Raw genomic sequence first — 22251 nt, forward strand, 5'->3', positions numbered from 1 at the left:
TCAGGCCAGCGGCTCGCCGTGCATCCACAGGTCTTCCAGCTCGCGCCAGGCGTGCTGCACATTCAAGGGATGGCGCGAAGCGAAGTAGCGCCAATGGCGGTACGGCCCGGCGGTCGCCGGGCTGAGCACGCGCGCCGCATCGCCACCCGCTTCCAGTGCGGCGGCAACGCCGCCGGCCAACGCATCCAGGTAGGCCAGCGTGGGCGCCAGCGTTTGCGCCGGCGTGCCCGGCGCGGTGCCCACCACGAGATCGGCGGGTAGCGCCGACACGGCCCGCAGCGCGCGCCGCCAGCCTTGCAGGGAAGCCTCCTGCATCTCCGGAACGCGGTCGCGGTAGGCCAGGCCGCCCACGCATAACAGCCGACGCCGCGGCGCATGCAGCACAGTATCCGAAACGCTATGCGCCCCCGCGTGGACATGCACCTCCCACGCGGTGGCGCCGGTCTGCAGGCGATCGCCATGCCGCAAGCCGGGTTCCGGCAGCACGATCCGCGTGCCGCGCATCGCGGCTGGCCCCAGTTGCGCGGCCAGGCGCGCCAGGCACGCCTCGCAGCGCTGCCGCATCAGGCTGGCGGTGGCGGCAGAGGCCAGGAACGCGGGGCGCGGCCGCAAGCGCGCAAAGGCCGCGTTGGCCAGCACGTTCTCGGGATGCGCATGGGTGTTGACCACCCAGCGCACCGGCTCGGGCGTCACGGCCCGGATCGCCGCCAGCAACCCGTTCCCCCAGGCCAGATGCGGGCCCGGGTCGACCACCAGCACCCCGGCTCCGGTCACATGGACCAGGGTCGGCACCACCTCCCCGGCATTGGTCCGCGCCACCTCGGCATTGGCTGCGCTGGCCACATACACGCCAGGCTGCAGCCTCGCCAGCACCACGCGGCCAAGTGCGGCGGCCGGGCCCGCGCCGCCGAGCGCCATCGCCAGCAGGGCGCCCATGAATCCGCGCCGGGTGGGATCCGTCACCGCCGGCAGCCCGCCGCACCGATGGCGGCCCGCAGGGCCTCGGCCATGGCACCGGCAGGCAAGTGTCCGCCGGGCACCCAGACCAGCCGCGCCTGGGGCATGACCGCCTTCAAACGCAGGGCGTTGGCCGGCCGGCAGACCTTATCGGCACGGCCATGCAGCAACGTCACCGGCACGTCGCGCGCACCGATCTGCGACGCCGCCTTCAGCAACGCCGGCTTGCCCAGCCCGGCGCGGCGGCGCAGGTAATGCGCCTGGATCCGGTATTTGTCCACCGCCGCCATGCGCTCGCGCCACGGCTGCCGCCCCGGCCGCGTCTGGCCAAGGCCCAGCATCCGCCGTTCGGCGCGCTGCCACTGTCCGGCAGTGTCCAGTTTTTGAACAGTCGTGCCACTTTGCAACACTTGCGACACAGTGAGCAGACGAGCCCGGGCATCGGACAACCGCTCGCCCCTCCCCATGACGCGCCGCAGCATCGCGCCGCCGCGCGGAGAAAAAAGCCGATGGATATCGTCGCGGCCTGTCAGGAAAGCGCCCCGCAGGACCAGAGCCGCCACCGCGCCGGGATAGCGCGCGGCGTAGGCCAGCGCCAGCGCTGCCCCCCACGATCCGCCCACCACGCTCCAGCGCTGGACGCCAAGCGCCTCGCGCAACTGCTCCAGGTCTGCCAGCAGCGCGCCCGCCGTATTCCGGCGCAGCGTCCCGGCGGGCCGCGAACGGCCCGCGCCGCGCTGGTCGGGCATGACCACACGGTGCCGCAGCGGATCGAACCATGCCGCCATCGACGGACTGCAGCCGCTGCCCGGCCCGCCGTGAAGCACCAGCCACGGATCGCCGGTGGCCGGGCCCGCCTGCCGCACGTGCATGCGGTGRCCATCCCGCGTACGGAGAAAAAAACACTGGGACGGCAGCGGCGCTGCGGGCATGGATGTTGCCTCGGAAAGAACGCGGCGACGTTCGCCGCAAGAAGACGCGATGCATTCACTAACTATGCCACCCCCGAGGAGGAGACATGAACTGGAGTACCCCCGCCTACAAAGAACTACGCCTGGGTTTCGAGATCACGATGTACATAGCCAACCGCTGAGCACTTTTGCCTGAATGCCCCGATCTGGCAAGGCCCGCCCCCGCGGGCCTTTTTTTCTCGCTGGCGGGCTTTTTGCTCTTCGACTCCGTAACGAACCCTATCGATACGCGCCATGACAATACTCCGGGTCCTGGGATCGGCCGCAGGCGGTGGCTTTCCCCAGTGGAACTGCAATTGCCGCAATTGCGATGGCGTACGCAACGGCACGCTGCGCGCCACGCCGCGCACGCAGTCGTCGATCGCCTTGAGCGACGAGGGACAAGACTGGGTGCTGGTCAACGCCTCCCCCGACATCCTCGACCAGCTGCGCCACGCGCCGGCGCTGCAGCCGGCGCGCCAGCCGCGCGACACAGGTATTGCCGGGGTGGTGCTGATGGATGCGCAGATCGATCACGTCACCGGCCTCCTGATGCTGCGCGAGCACCGGCAGGCGCTGCCGGTCTACGCCACCGCGGCGGTGCTGCAGGATCTCGGCACGGCGTTCCCGCTGACACGCATGCTGTCGCACTACTGCGGCCTTGACACGCACACGCTGTCCCTGGACGACGCGCCCTTCACGGTGCCGCCGCTGCATGGCGTGATGCTGACGCCGGTGCCGCTGGAGAGCAAGGCGCCGCCCTATTCCCCCAACCGCAACGCGCCGCGGCGTGGCGACAATATCGGGCTGCGCATCGTCGATGCCGCCACCGGCCGGCGCGCCTTCTATGCGCCCGGGCTGGGCCGCATCGAGCCGCACGTGCTCGACGAACTGCAGCGCGCCGACGTGGTGCTGGTGGACGGCACCTGCTGGCGCGACGACGAGATGCAGCAGCTYGGCTTCTCCGCCAAGACCGCGGCGGACATGGGGCACCTCGCCCTGTCCGGCCCGGGCGGCATGATCGAAACCCTCGACCGGCTGCCCGCGGCACGCAAGATCCTGATCCACATCAACAACACCAACCCGATCCTGGTGGACGACTCGCCGCAGCGCGGCCTGCTGGCGGACCACGGCATCGAGGTAGCCTACGACGGCATGGAGATCACGCTATGACGCAAGCCACGGCATGGAGCGCGGCCGAATTCGAAGCACGCCTGCGCGCGAAAGAAACGGGCTATCACATCCACCACCCGTTCAACCTGCGCATGGCGGCCGGGCAATGCACGCCGGAACAGATCCGCGCCTGGGTGGCCAACCGTTTCTACTATCAGACCAGCATCCCGCTCAAGGACGCGGCAGTCCTCTCCAACTGCCCCGACCGCGCCACGCGCCGCGAATGGGTCGTGCGCATCCTGGACCATGACGGCACCGAGACCCAGGAAGGGGGCATCGAAGCCTGGCTGCGGCTGGGCCAGGCGGTGGGACTCGAGCGCGAGGCGCTGTGGTCGCACCGGCACGTGCTGCCCGGCGTGCGCTTCGCCGTCGACGCCTACGTGAATTTCGCGCGCCGCGCGCCCTGGCAGGAGGCCGTGTGTTCCTCGCTGACCGAGATGTATGCCCCGGAGATCCACAAGGAGCGCCTGGCCGGCTGGCCCGGGCACTATCCGTGGATCGAAGCGCAAGGCCTGGACTATTTCCGCTCGCGCATTCCGCTTGCGCAGCGCGATGTCGATCACGGCCTGCGCGTGACGCTCGGCTACTTCCGCACGCCGGAGCAGCAGCAGCGCGCGCTGGACATCCTGCAATTCAAGCTCGACATCCTGTGGTCGATGCTCGACGCCATCCAACTCGCCCACCCATGACCCCGACCGAAGCCGACCTGACCAAGCCCACGCTGCACCGGACCTTCCGCCTGCAGTGGGAAGACGCCCAGCAGAGCTGGATCCTGCTGTATCCGGAAGGCATGGTCACGCTCAACGACAGCGCGGCCGCCATCCTGCAGCGCTGCGACGGCAGCCACACCCTCGACATGCTGATCGACGACCTGCAGTCCGCCTTCGGCGTGCAGGGCATCGCACCGGAGGTACACGCCTTTGTCAAACATGCCATCGAACGCGGCTGGCTGGTCTGAGCCGCCGGCAGCCATAGCACCGCCCGGGCCGCCGCTATGGCTGCTGGCGGAACTGACCTACCGCTGCCCGCTCCACTGCGCCTTCTGCTCCAACCCGGTGGACTATGCCCGGCACGACACCGAACTCGACACCGCCCGGTGGCGCGACGTTTTCACGCAGGCGCGCGCGCTGGGCGCCGTGCAACTGGGCCTGTCGGGCGGCGAACCCCTGCTGCGCAAAGACCTGGAAGCACTGGTCGAACATGCCCACGGGCTCGGCTTCTACACCAACCTCATCACCTCCGGCATCGGCCTCACGGATGCCCGGCTGGCCGCCTTGCGCATTGCCGGGCTCGATCATATCCAGCTATCGTTCCAGGACTCCACGCGCGAACTCAACGATTTTCTCTCCAGCACCCGCACCTTCAACCTGAAGCAACGCGTGGCCCGCCTGATCAAGGCGCACGGTTATCCGATGGTGATGAACTGCGTGCTGCACCGGCACAACCTCCCTCATGTGGGCGCCATCATCGAGATGGCGCTGGAGATGGGCGCGGAATACCTGGAACTGGCCAACACCCAATACTATGGATGGGCCTGGGAGAACCGGCAGGCGCTGATGCCCACGCATGAGCAACTGTGCGAAGCCGAAGCGGTCGTGAAGGCATACCGCGCCCGCATCGGCAACCGGTGCAAGATCCTGTTCGTGGTGCCCGACTACTTCGAGCAACGGCCCAAGAAATGCATGAACGGATGGGGCACAACCTTCCTTGGCGTGGCGCCCGACGGCGTCGCGCTGCCCTGCCATGCGGCCCGCATGCTGCCCGGGCTTGACCTGCCGAACGTCACCACGCGATCGCTACGTGAGATATGGCGCGAGAGCGAGGCCTTCCAGCGTTTTCGCGGCACGCACTGGCTGCCGGAGCCTTGCCGATCGTGCGACTCGCAGGCGGAAGACCATGGCGGGTGCCGTTGCCAGGCGTTCCTCCTGACCGGCGACGCCGCCGCCACGGATCCGGTTTGCGATCGGTCTGGAGACCATGGGAAGGTCGCGGAGATCGTGCTGCAGGGCAGGCTGGCCGAGGTGCAGGCGCGCGGACGGGAGAGCGGGATGGTCTTCCGCAGCGATGGGAATTCGCTCAGGCTAAGCAGCGACGGTAGCTGCGCTGATAGCAAAAAACGGAAGTAGAAAATTGAGAACAAAAAGAGCAAAGACGTTTCACGCCGTGCCTGGGCTGCCGGGCGGGCCGATGTGAAGCGTCTTTGCGAATCCTTCCTTCGTATCCGGTTTCTATCCGACCGTCAGGCCTGACACCGGTCTCTTCCAATGCTCATCCGGTGCTCAACCGATACTCAGCACCCACTCTGCCAGCCTCCTGGCATCCGCTTCACTGATACTCTCGTGCGACGGCATGGGAATCCGTCCCCAAACACCTTTTCCGCCCTCACGGATCTTTTTCGCCAGCCGCTCGGGCGCTTCCCCATCTCCCTTGTACTTGGCCGCTACCTCGGCAAAACCCGGCCCTACCACCTTGGCATTCATACTGTGACAAGAAAAGCAGCCGCTCTTGTCTGCCAGCGCCTGCATATCGGGCGCCGCTTCGACCCGGGCGGCACACAGCACCATGGCCACCGTGGCCGTCAACGACAGGTATCCTTTCGCCTTCTGCATATCTACTTCCCAATGCTCTGATCATCGACCAGCCCTTGCGCGTGCCGGCTTCGGTGTGCGAGGCCGGCACGCGCAGGGCAGCTTCACTACATGGTGTCCGGCAACGTTCAGCTCTTGTGCAGCTTGAACACCCACACCGATCCGCCCTGCTCCAGGAAATTCACGCGCTTGGCAACTTCCCCGCCCCACAGCGGCACCGCGCCGCCCCAGCCCGACACCACCGCCACATACTGCTCGCCGCCCTCCTCCCAGGTAACCGGAGGCGCCACCACGCCGCTGCCCGTCTGGAACTTCCACAGTTCCTTGCCGGTTTTGGCGTCCGCGGCCTTCAGGTAGCCCTCCGGCGTGCCCCAGAACACCAGCCCGCCGGCAGTGGTCATCACCCCGCCCCACAGCGGCGCGTAGTTCTTGACCTCCCACTCGATCTTGCCGGTCTTGGGATTGATCGCGCGCAGCGAGCCGATGTAGTCCTCGTTGAGCGGATGGATGGTGAAGCCGGCGCCGAGGAAGGCGGCACCCTTCTTGTAGCCCACGGGTTCGTTCCAGATATCCATGCCCCATTCATTGGCCGGTACATAGAACAGGCCGGTCTGCGGGCTGTAGGCCATCGGCTGCTGGTTCTTGCCGCCGAGGAAGCCCGGCGCGGCGAACACGGACTGGCCCTTCTTCGGATCGCTGCCCGCGGCCGGGTCGCCCGGCCGGCTTTCCGCGATCATGTTGGGGCGCCCGGTCTTGAGGTCGATGCTGCTGGCCCAGGTGATCTTCTTGACGAAGGGAAAGGCGTTCACCAGCTTGCCGTTGGTGGCGTCATTGACGTAGAAGAAGCCGTTGCGGTCGGCCTTGCCGCCCAGGCGCTTCCCATCCTGGTCGAAGGTCACGAACTCGTTGACGCCGTCGAAATCCCAGCCATCGTTCGGCGTGTTCTGGTAATGCCAGACGATCTTGCCGGTAGTCGGGTCGAGCGCCACGGTCGAGGCCGAATACAGGTTGTCGCCCTTGCGCATGTGGCTGTTCCACGGCCCCGGGTTGCCGGTACCGAAGTAGGCCAGGCCGGTCTTCGGGTCATAGGTGCCGCCCAGCCAGGTGGCCGCGCCGCCGGTCTTCCAGGTCTCGCCGGGCCAGCTGGCGTTCTGGGTACCGGTCACACCGTCTTCGGTCTTGTTGCCGTCCTTGTCGTACTTGTAGCCCATATGGCCTTCCACCACCGGCCTGGACCAGACCAGTTGCCCGGTCTTCGCGTCGCGTGCCTCGACCCGTCCCACCACGCCGAACTCGCCACCGGAGACGCCGGTCAGCACCATGCCTTTGACGATCAGGGGGGCTGCCGTGTAGGAATAGCCGGCGGCATAGTCCTCGATCTTGTCCTTCCACACCACCTTGCCGGTCTTCTGGTCCAGCGCCACCAGTTGCGCGTCGAGCGTGCCAAAGATCACCAGGTTGTCGTACAGGGCCGCGCCACGGTTGACCACGTCGCAGCAGGGCATGATGCCTTCGGGCAGGCGATGCTCATATTTCCAGAGCTTGCTGCCGGTCTTCAGATCGAGCGCGTAGATGCGCGAGTACGAGGCCGTCACGAACATCTTGCCGTCGTGAATCAACGGCTGCGCTTCCTGCCCGCGCTGCTTTTCGCCGCCGAACGAGAACGACCAGGCCGGCACCAGCTGGCTGACGTTCCTGGTGTTGATGCGGTTCAGCGTGGAAAAGCGCTGGCCTTGCGGGCCCATCCCCCACGACAGCACGTCGCCCGGCGACTTCGCGTCATTCTCGATCATGGCATCGGTCACCGCGGCCTGCGCCGCCAGGCTCGCGGCAGCCGCCGCGAGCACCATCATCACGCGTAACGTCCTCATTGTCTGCTCCTCTCTCTTGTTGTCGATCTTCACCAGTGCGCCTCGCACACCAGACTGACTCTTGGCAATTCCCATGCCAATGGAAAACACCTGCATCCGGCCCCGCGGCGGCCTGTGGATGCCGGGATGGCGTACCAGCGCGGAACACTCGGTTGCCGTTGTTGCGGAATTGAACAGCACACCTGTCCGGACTCAGCGTCTCAACGCCGCGTCCTCATACGCCGGGTAGAGGTGCGTCACATTGCGCAAATACTCCGCCGGCATGGCGCCCCAGCGCGCGTAGGCGTCCGGCACCGGCATGGCAAGCACCTCGGCCAGGTCGCGGCCCTGGGAGGCCGCCTGGGTCATGCGGGCGTCCAGCCACTGCAGGTAGCCGCGTGTCTGCGCGATGGCGTCCGCGCTGCCGAGCGCCGGTCCGTGGCTGGGGATCAGCAGCCGTGCGCCGCTGTCGCGCACCAGCGCCTGCAAATGGTCCAGGCTGGCCAGCCAGCGCTTGAGATCCGCATGCGGTGTGGTCGGCACGCGCTCGCGAAACGCCACGCCGCCCGCGAAGACCACGCCGGCGCCGCGATCCACTATCACGAGGTCGTCGGCGGTGTGACCGTCCATCCGGATCAGATCGAAGGTGTGCCGGCCGATCGTGCGCCGGCCCGGGGTCAGCACGTGGCGCGGCGGCGCCGGTTCCGTGTCGCGCATCCAGTTGCCGCACAGCCGGTAGAGGTTGTCGGCATATGCAGGCCCTTCGCGCCGGGCGCCGTCGATGGTGCCGGCCAGCGCGCTGCCGCCCACGTCGGTATAGGCCTGGTTGCCGAAAAAGTAGTCCGGATGCAGGTTCAGATTGAGCACCAGCCGCACCGGCGCCGCCGTGACCGAAGCAATGGCGCGGCGCTGCTGCTCGCCGTACTGGTGCGACGGCCCGGTATTGATCACCACCACGCCGTCACCCGTGTCGATAAAGGCGGTGTTGATGATGTTGCAGCCGTTGTCCGGCGCGAAATCCGCATTGGCCCCTTCCAGCAGCCACACGTCGGCGGCGACCTGGCGTGGCGCCAGGCGATAGTCCCCTGCCTGCGCCAGCGCCGCCTGCGCTGCCAGCCATAGCAGGATCCCGAGCGCGCGCTTCATGGCGTCACCTGCGCCGCGAACCGGTTGCCGTTGTTATCGCGTCCGCTCACCGTCATGCCGCGCTCCATGGCTTCGCGCAGGTCGAAGGAGAAGATGGGGTTCTCGGCAACCGGTTCGTACAGCGTCAGCCGCAGCATCGCTTCCCGGGTGGCGTCGAGCAGGCTCAGCGACTCCACATGGAAGGCCGGGATACCCGCCACCAGCCCGGTGTCCATCGGGTGCATCACGCGTAGCCGCACCCGGCCACCGTTGCCGCCGAGGCCGGGAAACACGCGCGATTCGACCCGGTTCAGCGTGGTGCTCCACGAACCGTCGCGGCGCGTCGCGCCCGGCACCGTGCAGCCGCCGCCGCTGGCATCCACCATCACCCCGCCCACGTGCCACACGCCGTCCCGCGTGCGGGCCGCCACGCGCACCGGCGAGGCCTGCTCCAGCTTGAAGCGGAACGACAGCGAGGGGCGCACCCTGAGCGGCTCGAACTCCAGCACCTTGCGGATCGGGTTGCGGTCCACCGCCACCACGATGCGATCCACCTCGCCGAGCGCCGACGCATCAAAAGCGATCGGCACCCGCATCGGATCTTCGGCAAAGGCCGGCCCGGTGACCTTGACGCGGCTGTCGAACACGTACGGCGCCTGCCGCAGCGCTTCCTTGTGCACCAGCGGCCATTGCGGCGACTGCAACGGATCGCGGCTGTCCAAGGCCCACGCACCCGTTGCGGCCAACGCCAGGCAAGCTGCCAGCGGCACGGCATGCCTCATGCCGGACCCCCGGCCTGGCGCACGCGGCGAGCCATCCCGCGCTGAGGGTCGTAGCCGAGCAGCGCCAAAGCGAAGAACACGGCCGTGCAAGCGGCCACCACCGCGAGACTGACTGGCGCGGCCTGCCCGTACAAGGCGAAGCGGATCGCTTCCACGGCATGGGTAAAGGGATTGAAGCGCGCGAGCTGGTAGACTACGGTGGCGCCGGACTCCTCCAGCTTCCAGAGCGGATACAGCGCCGAGCTGATGAAGAACATCGGGAAGATCACGAAATTCATGGTGCCGGCGAAGTTCTCCAGCTGCCGCACATGCACCGACAGCAGCAAGCCCAACGCCCCCAGCATCAGCGCGGCCAGCACCATCACGGCCAGCGCGCCGGGCAGGCATGCCGGCGCGAATGTCACGTCGAAGGCCATGGCGACAAGCAGGAAGGCGACCATCTGCAGCAAGGAAAGCAAGGTGCCGGCGGCCAGCTTGCAGGCGAGCAGCCAGGCCCTGGGCAGCGGCGCGGTCAGCAGCAGGCGCATCACGCCCATCTCGCGGTCGTACACCATCGCCAGCGAGGACTGCATGCCGTTGAACAGCGCGATCATGCCGAGCAGGCCGGGCGTGACAAAGACCTTGTATTCGACATAGGTGTCGTAGGGCGGCACGATGGCGACGCCGAGCGCGTTCTGGAAGCCGGCCGCGAATACCAGCAGCCACAGCAGYGGCCGCGCCAGCGACGAGCACAGCCGCCCGGGCTGCCGGAAGAACTTATGCAGTTCGCGCCCGGCCACCGCGCGCAAGGCGCGCCAGGCGTGGATCAGGGTGGTAGTCATGGCCTGGGCGTCGCTCCCCTATTTGCCTGGACGGCACGCGGTGTCGGCCGCGTCTGCGCCCAGCGTGTCGAGATTGTTCTTCGGATGCAGCACACCCTCCACCGGCGCCACGCCGACCACGCCGTCGGGATGCGCCAGCAGGACCGGCTGGCGCAACTGGCGGTCCCAGCGCCGGAAGGACAGCGGCGGACCCTTGAAGCCATCCACCACCACCGCCTCGGAGACCAGCGCCTCGGCCTGCCCGGCAAAGCCGCCCTTGGGCTGCCGCGCCACGCTTTCGGCTATCGCCTTCACAGCCACCCACGCGGCCCAGTCATAGCCGGTCATGGGACGGCCCGCCGCCTTGATGAAACGCCGGTTCAGCTGCGGCCCGCCGTTGCGCTCCCAGGCCCAGTGCCAGGCCTGGCCGGTCAGTCCGCTGGCACCTACCACCGGGCGGGGCAGCTGGGTGGCATAGGGCACGCCGCGCGCGAACTCGCCGTCGGCATCGGCGACCACCACCACGTCGTAGTCCACGCCGGCAGTCAGCAGGCTGAGATTGTCCAGCTCGCGCTCGCGCGGATCGTTCGACAGCTTGAACGCGCGCTGCGCCGACCAGGCAATGCCGAAGCGGCGGGCAGCCTGCGTGAGCACGGCGCGCTGCGCCGCGTCTTCCGGCGACGGGCCGCTCAGCAACAGCGCACGGCGCCACTTGCGCAGCGCCAGGTATTGCATCAGCGCGTCCGCCTGCATGCGCCGGCTGGGCAGCGTGTGGAGCAGGTGCGGCGCGCAGCCGGCGCCGCGCAGTTCATCGTCGTCGGCGGAAACGTTGAACAGCAGCGCTTCGCCGGGCTTGACCGCACGCGCCGCCAGCCTGACCGCCGGAGCCGGCAGGTCCAGCAGGATAAAGCGCGTGCCCTGGCGCGCCAGCGCGGCTACCATCGGCCCCACCTCGGCCTCGCCGCTGGCTTCCTGCGCATCGAGCCGCAGGACCTGCCCGGCGGCTTCCAGCGCAAAGCGCGATTCCGCCACCGCCACGCGCGCGCCGTCCACGGGATGGCCTTGCGGCTGGCCGGGGTAACGTTGCTCCATCCGCCGGGGTGCATAGCGCGCATCGCCGGCCATGGAAACCACGGCCACCCGTACGTCAGCCGCGTGCGCGGTGGCTGCCAGCCACGCGAACACGGCCAGCCAGCGCAGACCGGTAGCCGGACTAGTCATCGATCGCCACCGAATGCGGCACCCTGCCCGCCTTGAGCGTGGTCACGGCCTTGTTGCTTGCGGTGTCGACCACGCTGACGTCATCGGACAGTCCGTTGGCCACATAGAGCAAGGCGTTGTCGCGCGTCAGCGCCAGGCCCCAGGCGCGGCGGCCCACCAGCACGTAGTCCAGCACCCGGCGCGAAGCCACGTCGACCACGGCCACGCGATTGGCGCGGCCCAGCCCGATATAGGCGCGCTTGCCGTCGCTGCTGGCGGTCAGTCCGACCGGGGTCACGTCCTCCGCACGGAAGCCCTTGGGCGTGAAGGCGATGGTGTGTACCACTTCCAGCGTATCGGTGCGGATCACGCTGACGCTGGCGGCCAGTTCATTGGTCACCCACAGCTCCTTGCCGTCCATGGCCAGCAGCAGGCGGCGCGGGCGGTTGCCGACCCGGATATTCCTGATCAGCTTGCGCGATGCCACGTCGATCACATGGACCAGGTTGGCGACTTCCGAGGTGACGTACACCCGCTTGCCGTCCGGGCTGGCCTTCACACCCTCGGGCTCTTCGCCCACCTTGATGGCAAACACCTTCTTGCCGGACGCGATGTCGTAGGCCGACAGCAGTCCGTCCTCCTCGTTGGAGACGTAGAGCGTGCGGCCGTCGGGACTGAGGTCGAACAGTTCCGGGTCGTCGCCGACCGGCAGCGAAGCCACGGTCTTGCGGCTCGCCACGTCGACCACGTCCACCCGGTTATCGTCGCTGCAGGCCACGTAAAGGCGCCGCCGGTCCGGCGACAACTGCAGGTGGCGCGGGCGCTTGCATTGCCGCCAGACGGCGATCAGTTGCCTGCTGGCGGCGCCATAGGCGGCCACGGCATCGTCTTTCTCGCTGGAGACGAAGACCTGCCCGGTGGCGTTGCGGCTTTCAGCGGCGCCGGCCACGCCGGCGGCGATCAGCAGCAACATGGCGGCCAGGGTGGCGCAGGCGATAAAGCCAAGGGTGGGCGGCCTGTTCATGCCGGGACACGCTCGGTAGCGCGCGCGGTGGCACGGACAGGCGATGCGGGGAAGCTGGTCAGGGCCAGGAAGGCCTGCTCCAGGCTGTCGCACTCGGCGGCGCCGCGCAGCGCGGCCGGCGTGCCATCGAAGCGCACCGCGCCCCGATGCAGCACGATCACGCGGTCCGCCTGCTCGACCTCCTGCACCAGGTGCGTGGCCCACAGCACGCCGGCCCGCGCCTGCGCGGCAAGCCGGCGTGCATCGGCAACGATCTGCGCGCGCGAGGCCGGATCGAGCCCGACAGTGGGTTCGTCCATCAGCAGCACGGCGGGCTCGTGCAACAGCGCGCGCGCCAGTTCCACCTTGCGCCGGTTGCCGCCCGAGAGCTCGCGCACGGATGCCCCTGCCCGCTCCGCCAGGCCGAAATCCTCCAGCAGCCGGGCAATCCGCCCGGCGGCAACGCGGCGCGGCAGCCCGTGCAGGCCGGCATGGAAATGCAGGTTCGACAAGACCGACAAGTCCAGGTCGATGGCCGGCTGCTGGAACACGATGCCGAGGCGGGCCAGCGCACGCACCGGGTGGCGCCGCATATCCACCCCCATGACCGTAACCCGCCCCGCGTCGGCCACGAACAAGCCGCTGAGGATCTGGAACAGCGTGGTCTTGCCAGCGCCGTTGGGACCCAGCAGCGCGACAAATTCACCGCGCCGCACGTCGAGCGAAACGCCGTCCAGCGCGTGCTGGTTGCCAAAGCGCTTGCGCACGGCTTCACAGCGCAGCGCCAGCGGGGATTCCGGGGCCATCACAGGTGCTCCTTCGGCTGGGCCGTGCCCACCCGCTCGGCGAAGCGACGCTCCGCCTCCCAGGCGCGCTGCAGGTAGGCCTCGTACCGGGCGGTGTTCAGGTAGGTCAGTTCCTGGTCATACCTGGCCAGCTCGGCCACGTGGCGGGGCTGTTGCATGGCGATGCGGAACGCGTCGTGCAGGCGGTTGACGATCAGCGGGTCGGTGCCGCGCGGCACGCCGATGCCATAGGGCGAGTTGTGGATCGCGTTGTCGAAACCCAGCTCGCTGACGGTCGGCACCTCGGGCCAGCGCGCCGATCGCTGCGCGCTGAACACGGCCAGAAGGCGCATCCGCCCGCTCTCCACGAAGGGCGCGAAGCCGGTCGAATTCACGCCCGCCATCAGCGAGCCATTGGCCACCGCCAGCATCTGGTCAGCGGTGCCGCGGTAAGGCACGTGCACGTAGCGCACGCCGCTGCGTCCGAGCACATCCTCCATGGCGAGGTGGGCGGTGGTGCCGATGCCGGTCGAACCCACCGTCAGCGCGCCGGGATGGGCACGGCCCCAGGCAATCAGGTCATCCAGCGTGTGGAAGGGGCTGTCCGCGGGCACCACGATGCCGAAGGTGTAGCCGGAGATCATCAGCACCGGCTGGATGTCGCGCAGCGGCTGCCACGCGGTTTTCTGCTGATGCGGGAAACGATAGACCGTCAGCGGCAACTGGCCGATGGTGTAGCCATCCGGCCGCGCGGCGGCAAGCGCGCCGCCCACCAGCGTGCCGCCGGCGCCCGGCCTGTTCTCCACCACGATGGGCTGACCGAGCTCCCGCCCGGCCAGTTCCGCCAGCACGCGCATCGAGATATCGGTGGCACCGCCCGCCGGCCACGGCACGATCAACGTGATCGGGCGCACCGGAAAGCGCGGCGCCCCCTCCGCTGGCGCGGCCAGCGCATGCGCCAGGCCAAAGCCGAGCAGCAGCGCGAAAGCGAGGCGACGAAGCATGGCATGGCAGAAGGTGGAAGTGTTCATGCTGATTAGAAGAGCAAGGCCGATACCATGTGCGGCGCAACATGCGGGCTGTCGGGCGCCTGGCCTTCTCCGGCGTCATCCTGGAGGCCGCCAGGCATCGCTGTAAGGCTGCGCGTTGTGCAGTGCGCTATTGATGGTTGTCCCGCCGTGGAACACGCCACCAGCGCCCGGGCCAGACCTGTCCCGTTTTGAAACAGAGGCTCAGCCGAAGCCGTGCTCCACCGCATAGCGATGCATTTCCACCCGGTTGGCCAGGCCCATCTTCTTGCGGATCAGCGTCTGGTAGTTCGCCACGGTCTTGGTACTGAGATAGAGCTGCGCTGCCACTTCCTCGATCGCCGTGCCGCGCGCGAACAGGCGGAACAGGTCGAACTCGCGCGGCGACAAGGCCAGGTGCGGCAGCGGCCTGCTGCCGGCATCGACCAGGCCCGCGACATCGTCGGACAGCGCCTGCCCCCCGTTGGCCACCTTGCGCACGGCGTCCACCAGTGCCTCCGGCGCACTGCTCTTGGTCAGGTAGCCGGCGGCGCCGGCCCGCATGGCCTGGCTCACGATGGCGGCGCTGTCGTGCATGCTGAACACCAGGATCCGCAATGCGGGGACCCGCGCGCCCAGCCGCTGCAGCACCTCCATGCCGCCGCGTCCGGGCATCGACAGGTCCAGGATCAGTACGTCGGCCGGATGCTGCGTCAGCCAGGCGTAGGCGGCATCGCTATCGCCGAACTCGGCCACCACGCGCACCCCCTCCTCCAGTTCCAGCAGCCGCCGGTACCCGGTGCGCACTACCGCGTGATCATCGGCAATGACTACGTCGATCGTTTTCATTTGCTCTGGCTCCCATGCGGTTGAACCGGCTCGGCGAACGCCTGCTGCGCAAGCGGAAAGCTGGCGCTCAGGCGGCAGCCGGGCGTGGCAAGGACCGCAGCAGAGGCGGGTTCGATGTGCAGCGTGCCCAGATGGGCCCACGCGCGCTCCTGCATCCCTCGCAGGCCATGACTGCGCTGCAGGGCCGCGGCGACGTCGGCAATGCCCTGGCCGTCGTCCTCCACGCTCCAGCGCACCGCCTCCCCTGCGGCCGTGGCGGCGATGCGGATCGCCACGCGGCGCGCGCCGGCATGGCGCATCACGTTGGTCAGCGCCTCCTGCGTCATCCGGTACAGCGTCAGGACCAGGTCCGCGCCCGGCGCCACACCACCAAGCGCCACCTCATAGTCCACCTGCGTCTGCTGGCCCGGCTGGTCGCGCCAGGCTCGCACCAGGTCTTGCAGCAGACGCTCCACCGAGGCGAGGCGGCCGTCGGGCTGCACGCCGTGCGGCCGAAGCCGGTGCAGCAAATGACGTACCTCGTGCTGAATCCTGGCGCAATGCCCGGCCAGGTCGTTGGCCACGAGTTGCAGCACGGGCTCATGGACACTCTTGCGAACCAGATAGGCGGCATCGGCGCGCATTGCGGTGAGCACCTGGCCGAACTCGTCGTGCAGCTCCCGCGCCAGGCGCGCGCGCTCGCTTTCCTGGGCAGTCAGCAGCTTGCGGCTCAGGGCGCGTCGCTCCGCCTGGGCATCGTCCAGCGCACCAGCCAGGTGGTTGAGCGCACGGCCGACCTGGTCCATCTCGCGCGTGCGCATGGGCGGCAGGCGCACGCTGTAGTCCTTGTCTTCGTAGCGCCGGATCGCCTCCAGGATCTGTTGCAGGGGAGCTAGCGCCCGTCCCAGGGCCCAGTGGATGCCAAACAGTAGCAGCGCGCCATAGACGGCTAGCACGGCGAGGTTGCCGGCCATGTCGTCGCTGGCTTCCTGGATTTCGCTCTCCGGATTCCAGCGCAAGGCGGCGCGGTAGGTAGCGCCGTCGCGGGTGTGGATCTCCCAGCGGCTTTCCAGCCGCGCCGCATTGGCGCTCAGGCCCGGCAGGGCTAGCAGGCCGCCCCAGGCGGAGCTGTCCCGTGGCTGCGGCGCGCTTACCAGCACCTGGCCCGCGGCATCCTCCAGATGCAGCCACAAGTGGCGCATTTGCGCCGATGCATTGATGGCGCGCAGGGCGGCAAGATGCGCCTCGCGTTCGGCCGGCGCCGCCATTTGCAATGCCGAGAGGCGCGGAATCAGTTGCGCCATGGCGTCCGCGCCATGGCGCTCGTCGCCGATGGCGCGCACCGCGAGCCATAGCGCGACCACCAGCGCGCAGCACAGGCAGGCCGCGGAGATCCAGATGGCACGGCTTAACAGATAGCGAGACATCGTCATGGCAATGACGCCCCCCGGAAGGTTGCGGTGGCCGGTGGAATTCGCCCGCGGATCGGGAGGTTTTCCCGAAGCCCGAGGTATGGAACCTGCTCCCTGTCCCTCGAGTTGTTTCCGCCAGGCCGGCACCCAACGCAGGTGCCCCGGCCAATCATTCCGAGGAGATGCAAGATGCCAGCCAACCTACCCCCGCCCAGACGCAGAGCCAAGCCGGGAGGCGCCGCCCTGCGCCCGGCGCCCCGCCTCGGCGCGCCACGGCGCGGCGCGGTCACCGCCATCGCACTGGCCGTGGCACTGCTGGCCGCCCTGCCCGCTGTTGCACAACAGGACAATGGTGTGCAAATCGGGGACAGTGCCACGCTGCCCGAGGTCCTGGTGGTGGCGGCGGCTCCGCTGCCCGGCATCGGCGTGGACCGCGATGTCGTGCCCTACACGGTGCAGACGGTCAGCGGCGACAAGCTGAACGGCACGCGCACCGGCACCCTCGCCGAATACCTGGCGCGTAACTTCACCGGCGTCAACGTCAACGACATCCAGGGCAGCCCCTTCCAGACCGACCTCACCTACCGCGGCTTTCGCGCCTCGTCGATCCCGGGCGTGTCGCAAGGGCTGTCTGTCTACCTGGACGGCATCCGCGTCAACGAGCCCTTCGGCGATGTGGTTAGCTGGGACATGATTCCCGAGTCCGCCCTGGAAAGCGTCTCGCTGGTCTCCAGCGCCAACCCCGCTTATGGCCTCAACACGCTCGGCGGCGCGCTTGCCATGACCACCCGCTCGGGCCTGACCTCACCTGGCTTCACCGCCGATCTCTCTTATGGCAGCGGCAACCGCAAGCGCGCCGACCTGTCGGGCGGCATCCGCAGCGACAGCGGCTGGCACGCCTTCGCCGCCGGCACCCTGTTCCAGGAGCACGGCTGGCGCGATCATTCCGAGGGCCGGCTCGGCAACCTGTTCATCAAGGCCGGGCACGAGGGCGAGACCGACAGCTGGGATGTGTCCGTGCTGCATGGGCGCAGCACCCTGATCGGCAACGGCCTGGTGCCCAGCTACCGCGCTAGCGGCAATGCCATGCTGCCCGGGCTCTACGAGAGCAATCGCGGTGCCGTCTATACCTATCCCGACAAAACCGAGAACATGGTCACCCAGGCCGCCCTCAACGGCCGGCACTGGTTCGACGAGAAGACCAGCGCCGCCATGCTCGCCTATGTGCGCACCAGCCGCCGCGACACCACCAACGGAGATGTGAACCCGGTCTACGCTGCTTATACGGAAGACTGCGAAGATGGCTTCAATGCCGCCGGCAGCCCGCGCAAGTCCCGCTGCGGCTACACCCGGGACGACGGCGCGGCGCTGGATCCGGCGGTGCTGAACACGACGCACATGTGGCAGCAGTCCATCGGCATGGCGTTCAGCTTCGCCAAGGAGACGGAAAAGCACCTGATCAACGCCGGGCTGACGTTCGACCGCAGCCGCCTCACCTATTCGCAGTACGAGCAGCTAGGCACCTTTACCGACGACCGCGGCGTGATCGCGGACCCGGATGCGCCGAACGAACTGTTCTCCGGCGTCAGCGGCACCTCGCGCGCGATTGGCCTGTACCTGTCGGACACCTGGGCCGTGACGCCCAGCACCTTCGTGACTGGTTCGGCCCGGTGGAACCACGTGACCGTGAGCAACACGCTGCGCAACAGCGACGGCAGCGAGCAGCCGAACGAGAGCTTCACCTACCGCAGGCTCAACCCCGCGCTTGGCATTACGCAGAAGCTGGGCGCCGGGGTCTCGGTATTTGGCGGCTACGCCCAGAACAACCGCGTGCCGACGGCGCTCGAACTGGGCTGCGCCGATCCGGCCCAGCCCTGCCGCCTGCCTGCCGGCCTGCAGGCCGACCCTTACCTCAAGCAGGTCGTCTCGCACTCCTATGAAGTGGGCGCGCGCTGGCGGCCCTCGAAGGACACGGAAGTGTCCGGCTCACTCTACCGCGTTGATAACCACGACGACATCCTCTTCCTGCGCGCCCCCAACACGCAGCAGGGCTACTTCGCCAATTTCGACCGGACCCGCAACCAGGGCTTCGACCTGTCCGCCCGGCAGCGCTTGGGCAACGTCACCCTGCGCCTCGGCTACAGCTATCTCGACGCCACCTATCAGGCCACCGGTCAGCTCGCGGTGGGCGAACRCACCATCGACGTCAAGCCGGGCATGCGCCTGGCCGGCCTGCCGCGCCACACCATCAAGCTGGGTGTGGACTGGCAGGCGCTGCCCGAACTGACCCTGGGCGCCGACCTGGTTGGCGTGTCCAGCAGCGTCACCAGTGGCAACGAAGACGGCCTGCGCGCCGACCCGCAGCCCGGCAAGGCGCCGAAGTCCGTGAACTGGAGTACGCCGGGGTATGCCACGGTCAACCTGCGCGCCTCGTATCGCGTGAGCAAAGGCTTCGAAGTCTACTTGCGTGTGGCCAACCTGTTCGACCGCCGCTACGAGACCTACGGGCAGATCGCCAATGACGTCTTTCCCAACGGCAATCTGCTACGTCCGCAGAATACGCCGGGAGACAACGCCAGCGCGCTGTTTGTCGCCCCTGGCGCTCCCCGCAGCGTCTGGGCCGGCGTGATTTACCGCATGTGATCCGACAATGGGAGCGCGCCTGGCTACGAGCGCTTGCGAGGCATGGCAAGCATGGCGATCGCTATCTGCGCACTTTGCTGATTCAGCAATGCGATTCTCCCTACTGCACCAACGGTGTGTCCGAACCGAGCAGCCCGGCGCGCTGGGCCGCCTGACGCAAGGCGCGCAGGCATGATCTCGCTTTCCGAAGGCTTCAACGTGTCGTACCGGAGGGGAATAGAGCGTCAACGCCGGGAGTGTCCCCTGCAGAAATGCCGCCTATGGCAAATGCCTGCCAGGAAGTAAAGGCACCTTTGCACGCGTACCGGCGGCGTGCACTGCCTGTCGGCCACCGGCTCGCGTGCGTGCCCCGTTCCGGCCGGCCGTATCGAGCCCATGCTTGTCGGGCAGGACGCGGCCGCCCAAGCGATTGTCCGCGTGGCCACCAAAGGCGCCGATCCTGACATCCTCGCCCATCCCCCCGACAACATGCTGCGCCCGGGCGGCTCCCGCGGTGGCCGCCAACATGGCAATGGCCACCAGGGGAATCGAACAGATCTTGATCATGCGACGCTTCTTCCATGTAGCACGGCATGCCACTGTACCTGGCTACCGCAGTTTTTGAGCACGGGGGAGCATAGTTCGGCCCGACCACCCCGGTTGTAATCAATTGTTAGCGCCCGTCAGGCGTGAGGGCGAAATGCAACAGTGCGCGCGCCATGAGCGCGAATGGAAGGCGGCTGGTTGAACCGCTGTGACGTCGCATGACTGCCCTATCGCCGCAACTCGGAAACGATCTGTTCGGCAAGGAAATCGCACGGCGGTCGCCTGGAACCTGCACTTCGCGCCAGGATGACTTCCAGCGCTGCAATCTCCGGAAGGCCCTGAGCCTGGCCAAGCAAGGTGAAGTGAGGCGGAACCGCGCAGCGCGCAAGGGGAGCCACGGCGAGGCCGGCTTCGACCATGCTGAGCAGGCCGAGCAAACTGGGGCTCTCGTACGAGGTCCGATAGGTAATCTTCGCGCGCTCAAGGCTGCGAATAGCGTTTTCCCGCGCGACGCTGCCCGGCAGGAACACAGCGATCGGAAGCGGTCTCTCGCGCCATATCCCATCGGCGCTTGGCGCAGCCGCCCAGACCATCGGCTCGTGTCGGATGAACTCGCCGGACAACCCCTTTACGCGTGTTGCGCATACGAGGTCGACCGATCCATCCCTGACCATCGGCGCCAGCGCCACGCTCGGCAGTCCGATGACCTGGATCTCGACCTTAGGGTAAGTCGCCGAAAACTTCTTGAGGATCGCGGGCAACAGCGAAGAAGCATAGTCGTCGGGCACGCCAATGACGACCCTGCCCGTCACGTCCGGGCGAACCACCGCCGCCCAGGCCTCGTCACGCAGGGCAAGCATGCGCCGCGCAAACCCCAACAGGACTTCGCCATCCTGCGTCGGGGCAACGCTTCTTGCTCTTCGCACGAACAGGGGCTTGCCGAGCGCCAGCTCCAGCGCTTTGATCTGCATGCTGACCGCAGACTGGGAACGATGCACCACCTGCGCCGCACGGCTGAAGCTGCTGGTATCGGCAACAGCCACAAGCATCGTCAGCACGTCGAGGTCAAGCGCTTTCATAAATATCAGAAAATCTGATGCGAACGATCAATTTTACCCGTTTTTCTTAATCATGCGCCAAGGGCATACTCACACGCAAGCAACGCTGAAGCGCAGGCCGCGCGGGTGTGCGGCGGGTCGCGCCGACGAAAGGCGGATTGAAGGTGCCCTCGGTTGCAACCCGACACGCCGCGATCGGAGTCAATGCGGTTAATTAGTTAATTAGCGGATTAACAAACAGGCATCAAGCTATGGACCCTGCGCGCCAGCCTTTCGCGCGAATTGCATGCACGGCCGTTTCTCAGGATTGGCGGCTCGGTGTCACTGGTGCACTTTGCCATCTATGCCGATGACGACACGGCAATTCACCAGACGCTCCTGAGAGCGCTGTGCCGTCTCACTGGCCTGGACGCCCCCGCCGACGGCACAAAGCACTATTCGGCGCGGTGGGGAGCGGAAAAAGAGTTGAAGTGGGAACGGCACACGGAGTTTTCGACCTTCACGTTCGTCGCAAAACGCCATGACACGGACTACTTCTCCGATCTGGCTACGGCGCACGTGCCATCTGAATGGTTCCATGCGTTTGAAGGCAAGCGGTTTGTCGCGGCCCGAATGGAGCTCGTGTCGGGCGAAGGCGCAAACCGGGCGCGCCGGGACCTGCGGGAGTGGATCGATGGTCCGATTCTTGTCGGCAGCCATGTACTGGGAGGTGGGCAGGTATTCTGCGACTGGACCATCCAGCCGGACGGCTTCTCGCGATTTCTCGTGATCGACGATGGCTTTCGTGAAGAGCAAGGTGGCCGCCTCCTGCAGCGTCTCTACGAGATCGAGACATACAGAATGATGGCATTGCTGGCATTGCCGGTCGCTCGCGACCTGGGCGGAAGCCTGGACGAACTGCAGCGGGCGCTCGGGCCATTGATGCACAGCATGGATGCAAGTCCCGGACCGCAACATGATGCCGAATTGCTGGTCCGGCTGACCCATCTGGCGGTGCGGATCGAGGCGCTGGCCGAATCCGGTGGGCGCTTCAGTGCATCTCGCGCCTATGAAAAGCTCGTGCTCGCACGGATTCATGAACTGCGGGAAGAGCGCATCGAAGGCGTGCCAACGATCGCCGAATTCATGGAGCGTCGATTTGCCCCCGCAATGGAAACGTGCAAGGCGGTCTGGGCGCGCCACGAACAATTTGCGGGACGTGTGGCAAGAGCTGTCGACCTGCTGCGTACGCGCGTCAACCTTGCGCAGGAGCAGGACACCACTCGCCTGCTGGAGGGAATGGACCAAACGGCCCGCAGCCAGCTGGGACTTCAGCACGCAGTCGAGGGCTTATCCGTTGCGGCCATCTCGTATTACGTGCTGTCCCTGACCGGCGCCGGACTCAAAGCCCTCCACGCGGTGCATCTTCCGCTCGATCCCGAACTGCTTGAGGGGATATTGATCATCCCGGTTGTCCTGCTGGTATTGCGCGCTACCAGGCGCAGCAAGCGGACCGGACCGAAGCGGAACATGGTCGTCTCCAAGCAAGCCGTTCCGGGCGGAGAGAGGACAGTCTGAGGCCAGCT

Annotated in this window: 21 protein-coding genes; 7 read left to right on the top strand and 14 right to left on the bottom strand. The window is 67.4% G+C overall.

Annotation, left to right across the window (positions count from 1 at the left end):
* Together AC1DN0_RS08075 and AC1DN0_RS08080 are read right to left on the bottom strand one after the other, a co-directional pair.
* On the bottom strand, positions 1-936 hold the full coding sequence (locus AC1DN0_RS08075; protein ID WP_441627955.1) for an MBL fold metallo-hydrolase: 936 nt from the start codon (positions 934-936) through the stop codon (positions 1-3).
* A gap of 23 nt (positions 937-959) precedes the next feature.
* Positions 960-1889: an alpha/beta fold hydrolase gene (locus AC1DN0_RS08080; RefSeq protein WP_441627957.1), complete on the bottom strand. Its 930-nt coding sequence runs from the start codon at positions 1887-1889 to the stop codon at positions 960-962.
* Positions 1890-1975: 86 nt separating this feature from the next.
* Here AC1DN0_RS08080 and pqqA point away from each other — a divergent pair, with 86 nt between their 5' ends.
* From pqqA to pqqE, 5 genes are all read left to right on the top strand, one after another.
* Positions 1976-2050, top strand: a complete 75-nt coding sequence (gene pqqA / locus AC1DN0_RS08085; protein ID WP_081862055.1) for a pyrroloquinoline quinone precursor peptide PqqA — start codon at positions 1976-1978, stop codon at positions 2048-2050.
* A gap of 112 nt (positions 2051-2162) precedes the next feature.
* On the top strand, positions 2163-3080 hold the full coding sequence (gene pqqB / locus AC1DN0_RS08090; RefSeq protein WP_441627959.1) for a pyrroloquinoline quinone biosynthesis protein PqqB: 918 nt from the start codon (positions 2163-2165) through the stop codon (positions 3078-3080).
* Complete coding sequence (gene pqqC, locus AC1DN0_RS08095) at positions 3077-3769, top strand: pyrroloquinoline-quinone synthase PqqC (RefSeq protein ID WP_441627961.1); 693 nt, start codon at positions 3077-3079, stop codon at positions 3767-3769. The genes pqqB and pqqC overlap by 4 nt, the downstream gene beginning before the upstream one ends.
* A complete protein-coding gene (gene pqqD, locus AC1DN0_RS08100) occupies positions 3766-4038 on the top strand; it encodes a pyrroloquinoline quinone biosynthesis peptide chaperone PqqD (RefSeq protein WP_035862268.1) in 273 nt (90 codons plus the stop codon). The genes pqqC and pqqD overlap by 4 nt, the downstream gene beginning before the upstream one ends.
* Complete coding sequence (gene pqqE, locus AC1DN0_RS08105) at positions 4010-5206, top strand: pyrroloquinoline quinone biosynthesis protein PqqE (RefSeq protein ID WP_441627964.1); 1197 nt, start codon at positions 4010-4012, stop codon at positions 5204-5206. The genes pqqD and pqqE overlap by 29 nt, the downstream gene beginning before the upstream one ends.
* Before the next feature lie 153 nt (positions 5207-5359).
* Here pqqE and AC1DN0_RS08110 read toward each other — a convergent pair whose 3' ends face one another.
* The 11 genes from AC1DN0_RS08110 to AC1DN0_RS08160 all read right to left on the bottom strand — a co-directional run bounded on the left by AC1DN0_RS08110 (position 5360) and on the right by AC1DN0_RS08160 (position 16481).
* Positions 5360-5644: a c-type cytochrome gene (locus AC1DN0_RS08110; RefSeq protein ID WP_441628031.1), complete on the bottom strand. Its 285-nt coding sequence runs from the start codon at positions 5642-5644 to the stop codon at positions 5360-5362.
* Between the two features lie 152 nt (positions 5645-5796).
* Positions 5797-7539, bottom strand: a complete 1743-nt coding sequence (locus AC1DN0_RS08115; RefSeq protein WP_441627966.1) for a PQQ-dependent methanol/ethanol family dehydrogenase — start codon at positions 7537-7539, stop codon at positions 5797-5799.
* Positions 7540-7731: 192 nt separating this feature from the next.
* A complete protein-coding gene (locus AC1DN0_RS08120; protein ID WP_441627968.1) occupies positions 7732-8664 on the bottom strand; it encodes a quinoprotein relay system zinc metallohydrolase 1 in 933 nt (310 codons plus the stop codon).
* Positions 8661-9425, bottom strand: a complete 765-nt coding sequence (locus AC1DN0_RS08125) for a quinoprotein dehydrogenase-associated SoxYZ-like carrier (protein ID WP_045237896.1) — start codon at positions 9423-9425, stop codon at positions 8661-8663. Before AC1DN0_RS08125 ends, AC1DN0_RS08120 begins: the two co-directional genes overlap by 4 nt.
* A complete protein-coding gene (locus AC1DN0_RS08130; RefSeq protein ID WP_441627970.1) occupies positions 9422-10246 on the bottom strand; it encodes an ABC transporter permease in 825 nt (274 codons plus the stop codon). The genes AC1DN0_RS08125 and AC1DN0_RS08130 overlap by 4 nt, the downstream gene beginning before the upstream one ends.
* Before the next feature lie 18 nt (positions 10247-10264).
* Positions 10265-11446: an ABC transporter substrate-binding protein gene (locus tag AC1DN0_RS08135; protein WP_441627972.1), complete on the bottom strand. Its 1182-nt coding sequence runs from the start codon at positions 11444-11446 to the stop codon at positions 10265-10267.
* Positions 11439-12449, bottom strand: a complete 1011-nt coding sequence (locus AC1DN0_RS08140) for a PQQ-dependent catabolism-associated beta-propeller protein (protein ID WP_441627974.1) — start codon at positions 12447-12449, stop codon at positions 11439-11441. The genes AC1DN0_RS08135 and AC1DN0_RS08140 overlap by 8 nt, the downstream gene beginning before the upstream one ends.
* The gene (locus tag AC1DN0_RS08145) at positions 12446-13234 is read right to left on the bottom strand and encodes an ABC transporter ATP-binding protein (RefSeq protein ID WP_441627976.1); all 789 of its coding nucleotides are present in this window, start codon (positions 13232-13234) and stop codon (positions 12446-12448) included. The genes AC1DN0_RS08140 and AC1DN0_RS08145 overlap by 4 nt, the downstream gene beginning before the upstream one ends.
* Positions 13234-14217 carry a tripartite tricarboxylate transporter substrate binding protein gene (locus tag AC1DN0_RS08150; RefSeq protein ID WP_441628033.1) on the bottom strand — a complete coding sequence of 328 codons (984 nt, stop codon included), beginning with the start codon at positions 14215-14217 and terminating at the stop codon, positions 13234-13236. The genes AC1DN0_RS08145 and AC1DN0_RS08150 overlap by 1 nt, the downstream gene beginning before the upstream one ends.
* Before the next feature lie 228 nt (positions 14218-14445).
* Complete coding sequence (locus AC1DN0_RS08155; protein ID WP_441627978.1) at positions 14446-15069, bottom strand: response regulator transcription factor; 624 nt, start codon at positions 15067-15069, stop codon at positions 14446-14448.
* Entirely contained in the window at positions 15066-16481 is a 1416-nt protein-coding gene (locus tag AC1DN0_RS08160) for a sensor histidine kinase (protein ID WP_441627980.1), read from the bottom strand. Before AC1DN0_RS08160 ends, AC1DN0_RS08155 begins: the two co-directional genes overlap by 4 nt.
* Before the next feature lie 168 nt (positions 16482-16649).
* Between AC1DN0_RS08160 and AC1DN0_RS08165 the strand changes: the two genes are divergently transcribed.
* Positions 16650-19103, top strand: coding sequence for a TonB-dependent receptor (locus AC1DN0_RS08165; RefSeq protein WP_477145645.1), 2454 nt, complete (start codon positions 16650-16652; stop codon positions 19101-19103).
* 752 nt (positions 19104-19855) lie between these two features.
* On the opposite strand, the gene AC1DN0_RS08170 is transcribed toward AC1DN0_RS08165, so the two are convergent.
* Positions 19856-20707: a LysR substrate-binding domain-containing protein gene (locus tag AC1DN0_RS08170; protein WP_441627984.1), complete on the bottom strand. Its 852-nt coding sequence runs from the start codon at positions 20705-20707 to the stop codon at positions 19856-19858.
* Positions 20708-20944: 237 nt separating this feature from the next.
* Here AC1DN0_RS08170 and AC1DN0_RS08175 point away from each other — a divergent pair, with 237 nt between their 5' ends.
* Entirely contained in the window at positions 20945-22243 is a 1299-nt protein-coding gene (locus AC1DN0_RS08175; protein ID WP_441628035.1) for a DUF3422 family protein, read from the top strand.
* Positions 22244-22251: the final 8 nt, after the last annotated feature.

It is taken from the genome of Cupriavidus sp. 05N39 (assembly GCF_056397325.1).